Origin of the sequence: Alcanivorax sp. VBW004, from assembly GCF_009718865.1 — a bacterium.
Taxonomy (GTDB): Bacteria; Pseudomonadota; Gammaproteobacteria; order Pseudomonadales; family Alcanivoracaceae; genus Alcanivorax.
This window is the reverse complement of the sequence record NZ_WNHC01000001.1, coordinates 1,961,342-1,974,330: the sequence shown is the minus strand read 5'-3', so window position 1 is coordinate 1,974,330 and position 12,989 is coordinate 1,961,342. Positions and strand designations below refer to the sequence as shown.

At 58.2% G+C, this 12,989-nt stretch carries 16 protein-coding genes; 2 read left to right on the top strand and 14 right to left on the bottom strand.

The window, feature by feature from the left end:
* Positions 1–39 precede the first annotated feature (39 nt).
* The 14 genes from queC to aspS all read right to left on the bottom strand — a co-directional run bounded on the left by queC (position 40) and on the right by aspS (position 11,731).
* Entirely contained in the window at positions 40–708 is a 669-nt protein-coding gene (queC, locus tag F1529_RS09025) for a 7-cyano-7-deazaguanine synthase QueC (protein ID WP_007150225.1), read from the bottom strand.
* An 80-nt stretch (positions 709–788) separates the two neighbouring features.
* Positions 789–1,430 carry a 7-carboxy-7-deazaguanine synthase QueE gene (gene queE, locus F1529_RS09020; protein WP_370456990.1) on the bottom strand — a complete coding sequence of 214 codons (642 nt, stop codon included), beginning with the start codon at positions 1,428–1,430 and terminating at the stop codon, positions 789–791.
* Between the two features lie 102 nt (positions 1,431–1,532).
* Positions 1,533–2,285 carry a tol-pal system protein YbgF gene (ybgF, locus tag F1529_RS09015; protein WP_230457746.1) on the bottom strand — a complete coding sequence of 251 codons (753 nt, stop codon included), beginning with the start codon at positions 2,283–2,285 and terminating at the stop codon, positions 1,533–1,535.
* A gap of 15 nt (positions 2,286–2,300) precedes the next feature.
* Positions 2,301–2,873 carry a peptidoglycan-associated lipoprotein Pal gene (gene pal / locus F1529_RS09010; RefSeq protein ID WP_007150084.1) on the bottom strand — a complete coding sequence of 191 codons (573 nt, stop codon included), beginning with the start codon at positions 2,871–2,873 and terminating at the stop codon, positions 2,301–2,303.
* Positions 2,874–2,918: 45 nt separating this feature from the next.
* Entirely contained in the window at positions 2,919–4,223 is a 1,305-nt protein-coding gene (gene tolB, locus F1529_RS09005) for a Tol-Pal system beta propeller repeat protein TolB (protein WP_007151225.1), read from the bottom strand.
* Between the two features lie 14 nt (positions 4,224–4,237).
* Entirely contained in the window at positions 4,238–5,026 is a 789-nt protein-coding gene (gene tolA, locus F1529_RS09000; protein ID WP_155133953.1) for a cell envelope integrity protein TolA, read from the bottom strand.
* Complete coding sequence (gene tolR / locus F1529_RS08995; protein ID WP_155133950.1) at positions 5,019–5,456, bottom strand: protein TolR; 438 nt, start codon at positions 5,454–5,456, stop codon at positions 5,019–5,021. The genes tolA and tolR overlap by 8 nt, the downstream gene beginning before the upstream one ends.
* 2 nt (positions 5,457–5,458) lie before the next feature.
* Positions 5,459–6,145 (bottom strand): protein TolQ, encoded by a 687-nt coding sequence (gene tolQ, locus F1529_RS08990; protein ID WP_155133947.1) that lies wholly within the window; start codon positions 6,143–6,145, stop codon positions 5,459–5,461.
* Positions 6,138–6,581 carry a tol-pal system-associated acyl-CoA thioesterase gene (gene ybgC / locus F1529_RS08985; RefSeq protein ID WP_155133944.1) on the bottom strand — a complete coding sequence of 148 codons (444 nt, stop codon included), beginning with the start codon at positions 6,579–6,581 and terminating at the stop codon, positions 6,138–6,140. The genes tolQ and ybgC overlap by 8 nt, the downstream gene beginning before the upstream one ends.
* Positions 6,574–7,602 (bottom strand): Holliday junction branch migration DNA helicase RuvB, encoded by a 1,029-nt coding sequence (gene ruvB, locus F1529_RS08980; protein WP_155133941.1) that lies wholly within the window; start codon positions 7,600–7,602, stop codon positions 6,574–6,576. The genes ybgC and ruvB overlap by 8 nt, the downstream gene beginning before the upstream one ends.
* A gap of 110 nt (positions 7,603–7,712) precedes the next feature.
* A complete protein-coding gene (gene ruvA / locus F1529_RS08975) occupies positions 7,713–8,315 on the bottom strand; it encodes a Holliday junction branch migration protein RuvA (RefSeq protein WP_155133938.1) in 603 nt (200 codons plus the stop codon).
* A gap of 13 nt (positions 8,316–8,328) precedes the next feature.
* The gene (gene ruvC, locus F1529_RS08970; protein ID WP_370456989.1) at positions 8,329–8,871 is read right to left on the bottom strand and encodes a crossover junction endodeoxyribonuclease RuvC; all 543 of its coding nucleotides are present in this window, start codon (positions 8,869–8,871) and stop codon (positions 8,329–8,331) included.
* 250 nt (positions 8,872–9,121) lie between these two features.
* Complete coding sequence (locus F1529_RS08965; protein WP_007149807.1) at positions 9,122–9,868, bottom strand: YebC/PmpR family DNA-binding transcriptional regulator; 747 nt, start codon at positions 9,866–9,868, stop codon at positions 9,122–9,124.
* Positions 9,869–9,967: 99 nt separating this feature from the next.
* Positions 9,968–11,731, bottom strand: coding sequence for an aspartate--tRNA ligase (gene aspS / locus F1529_RS08960; RefSeq protein WP_007150352.1), 1,764 nt, complete (start codon positions 11,729–11,731; stop codon positions 9,968–9,970).
* 379 nt (positions 11,732–12,110) lie between these two features.
* Between aspS and F1529_RS08955 the strand changes: the two genes are divergently transcribed.
* On the top strand, positions 12,111–12,485 hold the full coding sequence (locus tag F1529_RS08955; protein ID WP_007150746.1) for an HU family DNA-binding protein: 375 nt from the start codon (positions 12,111–12,113) through the stop codon (positions 12,483–12,485).
* A 148-nt stretch (positions 12,486–12,633) separates the two neighbouring features.
* Positions 12,634–12,933 (top strand): PA4642 family protein, encoded by a 300-nt coding sequence (locus tag F1529_RS08950; RefSeq protein ID WP_155133935.1) that lies wholly within the window; start codon positions 12,634–12,636, stop codon positions 12,931–12,933.
* Positions 12,934–12,989: the final 56 nt, after the last annotated feature.

Genomic DNA, 12,989 nt, shown 5'->3' with positions numbered 1-12,989 from the left:
TTTCTGGGTGACAAGGGGTTAACCGAATTTTTTTCCGCTTTATTGATAGTTTGTTGGATCTTTAACCAATGCATCCTCGAACCCCTGGCTGCGCAAGCGGCAACTGTCGCATTTGCCACAGGCATTGCCATTCTCGTCAGCCTGATAGCAGGACACCGTGAGCCCGTAATCCAGCCCCAGCGCTACCCCCTGCTGAATAATCTGCGCCTTGCTCAGGTGCATCAACGGGGTCTCGATCTGCATCGGCCGGCCTTCCACCCCGGCCTTGGTGGCCAGATTGGCCATGGACTGGAACGCCTCGATAAACGCCGGGCGACAATCCGGGTAACCGGAATAGTCCACCGCATTCACGCCAATAAAAATGGCTTGTGCATCAACCACTTCCGCCAGGCCCAACGCCAATGACAGGAACACGGTATTCCGCGCCGGCACATAGGTCACCGGGATGCCCTCGCCGCCATCTTCCGGCACATCGATGGAATGATCGGTCAGGGCGGAGCCGCCAATATTGCCCATACCCAGCTCGATAACACGGTGGCTCAATGCCCCCAGCGCCCCGGACACCTGCACCGCCGCATCCAGCTCCGAACGGGTACGCTGGCCATAATCAAAGGCGATGGTATGGCATTCATAGCCCTGATCCCGGGCGATGGCCAGGCAAGTGGCTGAATCCAGGCCACCGGATAGCAACACCACGGCTTTTTTCATGGCAAGGCTCCTTAATTACTTATAGCTTGAAGGTTTCGGGTTTTGGGGCTGTACAGAAGGCAGTCAACGTCGGACGCCCATCAGCGCCCCCGGGCATCATTCCAAAGGTATTTATGCAGCTGTAGCTGAAAACGTACCGGCAAGCGGTCTGCCACAATCCAGTCCGCCAATTCTCCCGGCGCCAGACCGTCCTGCACCGGCGAAAACAGCACATCGCTGACCCGTTTATGCAGCTGGTGCTGGTCCAGCATGAAACGCGCCCAGTCATAGTCCTTGCGGTCCGCCAGTACGAACTTCACCTGATGGTGCGCCTTGAGCAGGGGAATATTCTCCAGACGATTGTTGTGCTGTTCCCCGGAACCCGGCGCTTTCAGGTCCATGACCACAGAAACGCGCTCATCCACTCCGACAATATCCATGGCGCCACCGGTTTCCAGGCTCACCTGGTAACCATCATCACACAGCGCCGTGAGCAACGGCAGGCAGTTCGGCTGAGCCAGCGGTTCGCCACCGGTCACCGTCACGTAGTGCGCCCCATGGGCGGCTACCTGCTCGCGAATCGCCGCCAAGGTCCATTTCTCCCCTCCGGAAAAGGCATATTCCGTATCACACCAGACACAGCGCTGCGGGCAGCCGGTCAGGCGCACGAATACCGTCGGGCAGCCCACGGTGCGGGATTCACCCTGTAGGGAATGGAAAATTTCGGTAAGACGGAGTTCCACAACATCTCCTGAGGGCCCCTTAATCGTCTGTTGGGGCGGAAATGCGCGGATTCTATCACCTTTGCCGGCCTCTGTGCCGCCGGTAAAGGTGACAGGAAGGTGTTACGCGTTGAGCTGGTCCAGCAGGCTCTTGGCCTGGCCGGCTTCGCTGCTATCCGGGTATTGCTTGATCAGCTTGTGCAGATTGACCTTGGCGGGCGAAACCTCACCGGCCTTGGCCTGCATGACGGCCAGGATATAGAGGCTTTTCGGGGCCTTGCTATGGTCCGGGTAATCGTCGGCCACCGCCTGAAAATGGCCTTCCGCCTTCTTCAAGTCCGGCTCTTTCTGGTCACTGTATAGCTTGCCCGCCCAGAAATGGGCGTTGGCCCGGGACATTCCCTGCGGGAATTCACCCAGATACGCCTCGAAACCGGCAATGGCACCCTTGAAGTCACCACTGACCAATTTGTCCTTGGCAGCATTGTAGGCGGCACGGTCCGCTTCCGGGTCATTATCCCCTTCAGCGCCGTCCTCTGGCTGCTCGGTCTGTCCCCGTTCAGCCAGCGTATTAATTCGGGTATCCAGATCCAGATAACGCTCACGCTCGGCTTCCTTGAGAGTGGAAAGCTCGTGTCGCAACTCTTCCAGCTGACCCTGCAGCTGCTGAATCTGTTCTTCAAACTGTTGCTGCTGTTGCATCAACACCATCAACCCATCCTCGTTCACCGCAGCAGACGGTGTGGAGGTATTGCGCATTTGGGATTGCGCCTGGGCGAGGCTACGCTCTTCAACGGCCAGCGGCCCAGTGCTCTGTGCATGCGCACAGAACACCAGGGAGCTGAGCATCGCGCCTGCGAACAGGCGCGCTGTCATCACTACCTTCATGCCTTACGGACGGCCGGACAGGTAGTTGATTTCTACGCGGCGGTTTTTGGCCCAGTCCATTTCACCGTGGCCAAAGGCTGCCGGCTTCTCTTCACCGTAGGAAACGATTTCCAGCTGTGAGGAAGCAACACCTTGTACGCGCAGGAACTTCTCTACCGCTTTGGAACGACGCTCGGACAGAGCAACGTTGTATTCACGGGTACCGCGCTCATCAGCGTGACCTTCCAGACGAATTTTCGCGTTAGCGTTGTTCTTCAGGTAGGTCGCGTGGGCACGCAGGGTTTCGAAAGCCGCAGCCGGAACGGTGTTGCTGTCGAACGCGAAGTAAATAACGCGAGAATCGGTAGTACCGTCGTAGTTGGACGGATGGTTGTAGAAGTTGTCAGCAGTCAGCGGGATGCTGCTGGTGTCCGGCTTAACCGGCTCTGACGGCTCAACCGGAGTGACCGGAGAAGTGTCAGTCTGCTGAGACATGTTGTCAGTCGCAGAAGTGTCGTCTTCAGTCGGGGTGCTGGAACAGGCTGCCAGGGCAGCTGCCAGCACAATGGCAAACAGCGGGTTAAGTAATGAACGCATGCGAAAAGCTCCTATAATTTCCTAGTATTGGACTCCGAGAACCACTCAGAGGAACGGCGACCATGCCGGTTCTCTGACTTCCCCTTCCTTCGACGGCAGCTCAACTTTCACTCTGCCATCGATGGATACGGCTTCCAGAACCCCCGTTCCCCCGTGTTGCGTCCCGTAAATTACCATACTTCCATTGGGTGCAACACTGGGCGATTCATCCATATCGGTGCGGGTCACAATATTGAATGTGCCGCGCTGGAGGTCCTGCACACCGACATTGAAATTTCCATTTCGTCGATGCACATAAACGAGATAGCGGCCATCGGGGGTCACATCCGAGCGCGCATTATAGGCGCCCTGGAACGAAACCCGCCGGACCGACTTATCATTTATGTTCAGTTTATAAATCTGTGGGCCACCGGAACGGCTGGAGGTGAACACCAGATGTTCGCCATCGGGCAACCAGCGCGGCTCGGTATCAATGCCGTAATTGTTGGTTAGCCGGGTCAGCCCTTTGGTGGACAGATTTAGCATATAAATTTCGGGGTTACCGTCACGCGACAGCGTCAGAGCCAGCTTCTGGCCATCCGGCGACCAGTCCGGGGCGCCGTTGATGCCACTGAAACTGGACACTTTTTCGCGCTCGGTGGTGGCCAGGCTGTGAATATAAATGGCCGGGCGTCCCTGATCTTCAAACGATACGTAAGCAATTTTCCTGCCATCCGGTGACCAGGTCGGGCTCATGATCGGCTCTTTACTGCGCAGAATCGTGGTCACACGATGGCCATCCGCATCCGCATATTGCAACTGATACGGGTTGGCATCATGACGGTTGTGCGTCACATAAAGAATCTTGGTGGAAAAGGCACCGGGAATACCGGTGAGCTGTTCGTAGATACGGTCACTGATGGCATGGGCCACATCGCGCAGCTGAGACTCTGGCGGGCGATAGGTTTCCGACATCAGTTTTTTCTGCCGGGCCACATCGAACAGCGCATAGCTGACTTCATAACCACCGGTTTCCTGAGCCTTCATGCTGCCCGTAATCACATATTCCGTGCCCAGCACCTTGAAGTCCCGGTAGATCATTTCCTGTTCATTACGGGGCCGGCTAAGCATGTCTTCCGGGGGCAGCGGCTTGAATTGACCGCTGCGATGCAGGTCGGCTTGCACAATCTGGGAGACATCTTCCGGGGCATTTTGTGCGCCATCAAAGGGCACAACGGCGATCGGCACCGCGTCCACGCGACCTTCGGTCACCTTGATCAGCAACTCTGCCTGGGCATTTACCATCCACAGGGCTGCCATCAGGGCGATACTGATTTGTGTCCACACTTTGCGTTTACAGGCTTGCTGCATCCTTAACACACCTATCATTGTGCAACTCCAGGATCAAATTCGATCACCAGTGAGCGAAACTGTTCGTTAAACAACTGGCCATCCGGTACCGGTAACGGACTGGCCAGCTTGACGGCATTCATGACCGATTCGTCGAAATCCGGGTAACCACTACTTTGTGCCACCGATACATTGATCACTTCACCGCCCGGGATCATCTGTATTTTTACCCGCGTGGTGATGTCATCCCGGTTACGGTAATTGCCGGGAATCCGCCAACGCTGCCCCACATGGGCGGCGATGGCATCGGTAAAACTGGCCACTTCGGCATCAGCCTGGTCCGCATTACTGGCCGCTTCCTGATCAGGCTGATCGGACGCCTTGCTCTGCCTGTCCATTTCCAGCTCTTCCTCGGCCAGCATTTCTTCCACGCTGGGAGTGTCAATGTCGGGCACTACCGGTTTTGGATCCGGTTTGGGCGCTGGCTTCGGGTCCGGCTTCTTCACCGGATCCGGTTTTTTGTCCGGCGCAGGCTTGGGCTTGGGCTTGGGTTTTGGTTTTGGTTTCGGCTTTGGCTCCGTTTTCGGTTCAGGCTTTGGCTTCGGCTTTGCTGCCGGCTTGGGCGTTGGCTTCACTTCCGTTTTCGGCTTCGCCACGGGCGCCGTCTGTTGTTTCGAGCGTTCCACCATGGTGGCTTTTACATGGGGCGGCACCACCGGAGCCTTGTGCAGGGACGGGTCTGTGCTCCAGCTGAACACCAGCAACCCGAACACCAGCAGATGGATAAACAGCGTGAACAGCAACCCAACGCGGCGATCACTCATTGCGTCCCTGCGGTTCCGTCACCAACCCGAGCTGGGAAATACCCGCTTCCTGTAACGCGCCCATCAACGACACCACCCGGGCATAGGCCACGTTGCCATCGCCTTCCACCAAAAACAGGGTGGACGGCTTGTGCTTGTGGATGCGCAGCACATGGCCTTTCACGGTTTCCAGGCTGGACGACTGCTGGCTGTCGCCACCCACATCGATGAAATAGCTGCCATCGGCGGTTACGGAAATGATCACCGGCTCGTTCTTGGTGGTATCAATGGGGTCGCTGTTACTGTCCGGCAGGTCCACATTGATGCCCTGGGTCATCATCGGCGCCGTGGCCATGAAGATCACCAGCAGCACCAGCATCACATCGATGTAGGGCACCACGTTCATCTCGGCAACGAGCTTGCGCGGCACCCGTATCTTTACGCCGCTCATGCTCATGCTCCGCGCCCGTGGGCCTGACGGTGGAGGACGGAAGAAAACTCTTCCGCAAACATTTCATTTTCCGTCAGCAGGGCGTCGCTCTGGGCGGAGAAGCGGTTATAGGCCATCACCGCCGGGATCGCCGCGAACAGACCAATGGCCGTGGCAATCAGCGCTTCTGCGATACCCGGAGCCACCACACTGAGGGTGGCCTGCTTCACGTTGGCCAGCGCCATAAAGGAGTTCATGATGCCCCAGACTGTACCGAACAGGCCCACGTAGGGACTGGTAGAGCCGACCGTGGCCAAAAAAGGCAAATGTTTGGTGAGCCGGGTCTGTTCTCGCTGCAGGGCCACGCGCATGGCCCGTTGAGCACCATCCATGACCGCTTCGGCCCCGCGGGTACTCTTGGAAAGCCGGGCGAACTCCTGGAAGCCGGCACGGAAAATGGCCTCGCTACCGGAATCCACATCCGGATCCTTGCGGCTCTGATTATAGAGAGAAGCCAGATCATCGCTGGACCAGAACTTTTCTTCAAAAGCCCGTCCCGCCCGATGGGCACGGCCGAGCACCCGGAAACGGCCCACAATCATGTACCAGGACGTCACTGACGCCATAATCAACAGCGCCATCACCAGCTGCACCACCACGGTGGCATTGCTGATCAAACTGACGACAGACATGTCGGATGCCTCAACCATGTAGCCCTTCTCCTTTGCTGGCCGCGCTAAATTTTTTATACAGTGCCGGCGGAAGTGCCGACGGCTTCAGGGTATCGGCGCTCACGCAGGCCACTTTAATCTCTGCCTGGCAGATCAAGGCGCCCGTTTTGCGCACCTGCTGATCGAACACCAGCGTGGCCTTACCCAGTTTTTTCAATGTGGCTGTCACGGTCAGCGCATCATCAATACGTGCCGGTTGGCGATACTGCACATTGGCGGAATGCACCACAAACTGAAAATTGTCGTCCGCCAGCGCATAATGCTGGTAGCCCAGCGTACGCAGAAACTCGGTGCGCGCCCGCTCCATGAATTTCAGATAATTCACGTAATAGACAATGCCACCGGCATCAGTGTCTTCGATGTAGACGCGCACAGGCAGGGTAAATTCCCCGTTTTCCTGATCTTTTTCAATCATTAAACAAATCACCGTCCTGCCGCGGGCGCTGCAGGCCAAAATGTCGCCAGGCGTGGTTGGTCACCGCACGCCCGCGCGGGGTGCGCTGAATGAAGCCCTGCTGAATCAGGTAAGGCTCCACCACCTCTTCCAGGGTGCCGGAGTCTTCATTGAGCGCCGCCGCCAGGGATTCCAGCCCCACCGGCCCACCATCAAATTTGTGCATGATCATGTCCAGCAGGCGGCGGTCTGTGCCATCCAGGCCACAACTGTCCACTTCCAGCATATCCAGTGCCCGCTGAGCGATGTCTTCGGTAATGCGACCATCGCCTTTCACTTCGGCGTAATCGCGCACCCGGCGCAACAGGCGATTGGCGATACGGGGGGTGCCCCGGGCGCGGCGTGCCACTTCCATGGCTCCCGCCGTTTCAATGGGAATGGCCAGGATGTCGCAGGCGCGGCTCACAATGCCGGACAGGTCATCCACGGAATAGAATTCGAGGCGTTGCACAATGCCGAAGCGATCGCGCAATGGAGCGGTGAGCAAACCGGCGCGGGTGGTCGCGCCCACCATGGTAAACGGCGGCAGGTCCAGCTTGATCGAGCGAGCGGCCGGGCCTTCACCGATCATGATATCCAGCTGATAGTCTTCCATGGCCGGGTAGAGAATTTCCTCTACCACCGGGGAGAGGCGGTGGATTTCATCCACGAAGAGCACGTCGCCCTCTTCCAGATTGGTCAGGATGGCGGCCAGATCCCCGGCTTTTTCCAGCACCGGACCGGAGGTGGACTTGAGTTCGCAACCCATTTCACGGGCAATAATGTGCGCAAGGGTCGTCTTGCCGAGACCCGGCGGGCCAAAAATAAGGGTATGGTCGAGAGCTTCACGGCGACCGCGCGCGGCATCAATAAAGATTTCCATGCGCTCGCTGACTTTCGCCTGCCCGTGATAATCCGCCAGGCTGGCCGGGCGAATGGCCCTGTCCTGTTGCTCTTCGTGGCTGCCAACCGCAGCCGCGGTAATGACTCGTTCGTTATCCATGCCTGCGGCGGGCTTGCCTCTATATCGTGGGAGTCGCTAGCGTATCGCACCCCGATGCCGTACTGCTATTACTGTTATCACAAAGTGAGGGGCAACATCAGGATGCAGCGCTAGCGGGCCAGGCTTTTGAGTGCCTTGCGGATTAATTGTTCACTACTGAGGCCATCCTCATCCGCCGCTTTGGCCACCGCCGCGGCAGCGTCCTTGTTGCGGTAGCCCAGCGCTTCCAGGGCGGCAATGGCATCGCTACGGGCGTCATCCGGCTGTCGGGTATCGACCCGGCCGGGCAAGCTCACCGGGCCACCGTCAATCTTGTCGAGCCGATCACTCATTTCGATCACCAGCCGCTCGGCGGTTTTCTTGCCAATGCCTGGCACCTTTACCAACGAGGTAGTGTCCTGATCCTGGATACAGCGCGCCAGGCGATCCGCTTCGATGCCGGACAGAATCGCCAGGGCCATTTTCGGCCCCACACCGTTCACCTTGATCAAGGCACGAAACAGCTCTCGCTCATAGCGGTCGGCAAAGCCATACAACAACTGGGCGTCTTCGCGGACCACAAAATGGGTATGCAGGGTCAGTTCTGCGCCCGCGTCGGGCAGGTCGTAGAACACGGTCATGGGGGCTTCCACTTCGTAGCCAACGCCGCTCACATCCAGCAACAATACCGGGGGGCGTTTTTCCAGCAGGGTTCCGCGAAGTTGTCCGATCATGGGTTTATCCGTGTTATTTGCAATTAACTGAAGAGCGCTTAACGAAGCCGCCCTCGCCTGACAGCCGTGGCGCCGCCCACCTGGCCAGAGAAACACGCATATGCGCGTGACAAAGGGCGATAGCCAGCGCATCGGCCGCATCTTCCTGGGGGCGCTGTTCCAGCTTTAACAGGTACTTCACCATTTCCCCCACCTGATTCTTTTCCGCCCCACCTTTGCCAACCACCGCCTGCTTCACCTGGCGAGCGGAATATTCAAACACCGGAACATGGGCCTGCATGACGGCAGCAATGGCTGCTCCCCGGGCCTGTCCCAGTTTCAGGGCGGAATCCGCATTGCGCGCCATAAAGACTTTTTCAATGCTGACTTCCGCCGGGCCGAATTCTTTCACCACCTGATCAATGCCCGCGAATATTTCCCCCAGGCGCGGCGGAATCTCCTTGTGGGTAGTGGCGATAGTACCGAAAGCCACCGCGCGGGAACGGTTTCCCACCACATCCACCACGCCGTAACCGGTGCGTCGCGAGCCGGGATCAATACCCAGAATAAGCGCCATATTCCATAGACCCGTAATAGAAAGACAGGCACCACAATCCAGCACCTGATAATTGCCTCCGTTCTACCTGACCACTGTCCGGATGTCCAGCTTGATCAGGAGACGCTTCACGCGGCACGCCTGATGCGGCACGCCCAAAACCCGGGAATGGATTGCAACTGCCAGCACGAAGCCACCAGCAAACGCCAGATAACAAAAAGCCCCGAGCTATCCGGGGCTTTTGTTTGTTTCGCAGCGAGACGCTGGACGCTTATTGCGACTCGTCTTCCGGCGCCGGCCAGCTGGCGTTGGTATAAACGTTCTGCACGTCATCCAGATCTTCCAGCATGTCGATCATCTTCTGCACGGTTTCCGCGGTATCGGCATCCATTTCCGCTTCCGTGGACGGGTGCATGGTGACTTCCGCTTCGGCGAATTCCAGCCCCGCTTCACGCAGGGCATCAACCACTTCACCGAAACTCTTGTCGGGTGTGGTGGTGACCACAAAGCCGTCGTCTCCGACTTCTTCCACATCTTCTGCGCCGGCTTCCAGGGCCACTTCCATCAACTTTTCTTCGTCTACACCGGACTCAAAGAAAATTTCGCCACGCTTGGTGAACAGGAAGGCCACAGAACCGCTGGTACCCAGATTACCGGCAAACTTGGAAAAGGCATGGCGCACTTCGGCCACGGTGCGGTTCACGTTATCGGTCATGGTTTCTACCAGTACCGCCACGCCACCCTTGCCGTAGCCTTCATAGGTGATTTCGTCCATGTTGCCGTCGTCATCACCGCCGGCACCACGCTTCACGGCCCGGTCGATGGTGTCGCGGGTCATGTTCTGGCCCAGCGCCTTGTCGATAGCCGCCCGCAGACGCGGATTATCGTTGGGTTCGCCGCCACCCATCTTCGCGGCCACGGTAAGCTCGCGAATCAGCTTGGTAAAAATCTTGCCGCGCTTGGCATCCTGGGCCGCCTTGCGGTGCTTGATGTTGGCCCACTTACTATGTCCTGCCATGTTACCTCCGCCAGCACGCAGCACGCGTCACGCAACACATTTGCGGCACGCTTCTTTGCGTGAAGCGTGCTGCGTGGTGCATGCCTGCGTCTCTTTATATCAACCTTCTTCTTTTCGTACCTGTACGCCCACTTCACGCAGCTGCTTGTTGTCCACCGGTGACGGCGCGTTGGTCATGGTGCACGCTGCGGTCTGGGTCTTCGGGAAAGCAATCACGTCACGGATCGACTCACAGCCGGTCATCAGCATGACCATGCGATCCAGGCCGAACGCCAGACCACCGTGGGGCGGTGCTCCGTACTTCAGACCATCGAGCAGGAAGCCGAACTTTTCATCGGCTTCTTCATCGGAAATACCCAGGGCTTCAAATACGGTGCGCTGCATGGCCGGGTTGTGGATACGGATGGAACCGCCACCCAGCTCGGTGCCGTTAAGCACCATGTCATAGGCCCGCGACAACGCTTCTGCCGGGTTGCTCTTGAGCTCTTCCGCGCTACAGCTGGGCATGGTGAAGGGGTGATGCAAGGCGTGGTACTGCCCTTCGTCTTCCTCGAACATGGGGAAGTCCACTACCCACAACGGCGCCCACTCGCCTTCGACCAGGTTCAGGTCGTGGCCCACTTTAACGCGCAGGGCGCCCAGGGCCTCGTTGACGATCTTGGCCTTGTCGGCACCGAAGAAGATCAGGTCGCCGGTCTCGGCGCCGGTGCGCTCAAGGATCCCTTTGATCGCATCCTCAGTGAGGAATTTCAGGATCGGTGACTGCAGGCCTTCTGCGCCAGCGGCCAGGTCGTTGACCTTGATATAGGCCAGGCCCTTGGCGCCATAGATGCTGACGAACTTGGTGTAGCCGTCGATATCCTTGCGCGACAAGGAGCAACCGCCCGGTACACGCATGGCCGCCACACGGCCTTTCGGATCGTTGGCCGGACCGGAGAATACCTTGAAGTCCACTCCAGCCAGCAGATCGGCGATGTCGATCAGCTCCAGCGGAATACGCAGGTCCGGCTTGTCGGAACCAAAACGCTGCATGGCTTCGGAGAACGGCATGCGCGGGAAGTCCGGCAGCTCCACATCGAGCAATTCTTTAAACACCGAACGCACCATCCGCTCGGTAATCCCCATGATGTCTTCTTCCTCTACAAAGGAAGCTTCCAAGTCAATCTGGGTGAATTCGGGCTGACGGTCCGCACGAAGATCTTCGTCACGGAAACACTTGGCAATCTGGTAGTAACGATCAAAGCCCGCCACCATCAGCAGCTGCTTGAACAGCTGCGGAGACTGCGGCAGCGCAAAAAAGCTGCCCGGATGGGTCCGGCTGGGCACCAGATAGTCACGGGCACCTTCCGGAGTCGCCCGGGTCAGGATCGGGGTTTCCACGTCCATGAAACCCTCGCCTTCCAGGAAAGCACGGACCACGTGGGTCAGGCGCGAACGAAACTGGAAGTTGCGCAGCACTTCCGGGCGGCGCAGGTCCATATAGCGGTACTTGAGGCGCACCTCTTCACCGGCAGCAGAGTGGGCATCCAGCTCAAACGGCGGCGTCTCGGCCTCATTGAGGATGGTCAGTTCCTTGCCCAGCACTTCGATGTCGCCGGTGGACATCTTGCTGTTACGCACCGCTTCGTCACGCATGCGTACCCGGCCGCTCAGGCGCACCACATACTCGCTGCGTACTTTATCGGCCAGGGCAAAGGCTTCAACGGTATCCGGGTCGAACACCACCTGCACCAGACCATTACGATCGCGCAGGTCGAGGAAGATCACCCCACCGTGGTCACGGCGGCGACTGACCCAACCGCAAAGCTCTACTGTTTCTCCGTCGTGGGAGGCTCGCAAATCACCGCAATAATGGCTTCGCATGCTTAACGTCCGCTTGTGTTCTGATTACGCCGTCCGGCTTATTGAAGGCGACCCCAGGCTGACTGAAGCCTGCCCCGACGCCGGACCACTGAAAAAGGCGCCACAGTATAGCGATTCAACCGTCCACGAGCCATGCCAGACGGCGATTCACTGCCAAACGGGCCACATGCCTACCTAATTTCACAAAATACCTTGAAAAATAGTGTCCCTACGCCTTGTGCCCTGAAAATCCATGGCATATAAAAGATGCGAACCCTATCAGGCGCCCTCTGTGTTGTGCAGTCCAGGGGCAGACCTGACAAGGAAGCACCGCCGGTTATCCGTACCATTGCGGAACCAATACAACATCAGGAAGACACCAAAAAGGGGTAAGCAATCCATGGCTGCAAAGAAAAAGACAGCTGCTAAAGCTTCCAGCGCTACAGCGGCTCGCAAGGTGAAAACCATCACCGAACCGATGAACAAAACCCAGATCATTAACCAGATCAGCGAAACCACCGGCCTGACCAAGAAAGACGTCAACGCGGTTTTCGACGAGCTTGGCGATATCATGGAAGGTCACCTGAAAAAGCGTGGCGCCGGCCAATTCACCCTGCCGGGCCTGCTGAAAATCGTGACCCAGAAGAAGCCCGCCACCAAAGCGCGCAAGGGCATCAACCCGTTCACCGGGGAAGCCACCACCTTCGCTGCCAAGCCTGCCCGCACCATGGTCAAGGTTCGTCCGCTGAAGAAACTGAAAGATATGACCGCCTGATTCATGCTCCACCACCGGGTGCCTGGCGCCCGGTGGGCTCTCCCTCTCTCCCCGCCCATTTCATCGCGCCACCCCGACTTGTTTGCCCTGCGCTGGCCCCCAAAGGCCGCAAGCCTCTATAATGCCGCCGCATACGGAGGAGACCCCCATGGCTGAACGTAAAGACAAGCAGAAGGTGATCGGCGAGCCGATGACCGATGAACAGATCGCAGTATTTTTCGACTTCCCTCCCGAGGAGGGCGTAAACGGGGACTTCCACCTGCTGGAAAAAGCGTATCGCGCCCTGCGCGCCGAGGATTTCGCCCGCTTTCTGACGTTCTTTAAGGACCAGAACCGGGATCTGGATGCCCGTGACCCACAAGGCCGCACCCTGCTGGACCTGGTTGCCCAGCACCCGAAAGGCAAGGATTACGCGCAAGCCCTGCGCGACGCCGGCGCCAACGCCTGATCCGCTCCCCTGCTCCCTCGCCTGCCCGCCAAACCGGGCAGGCACATTAACGATAC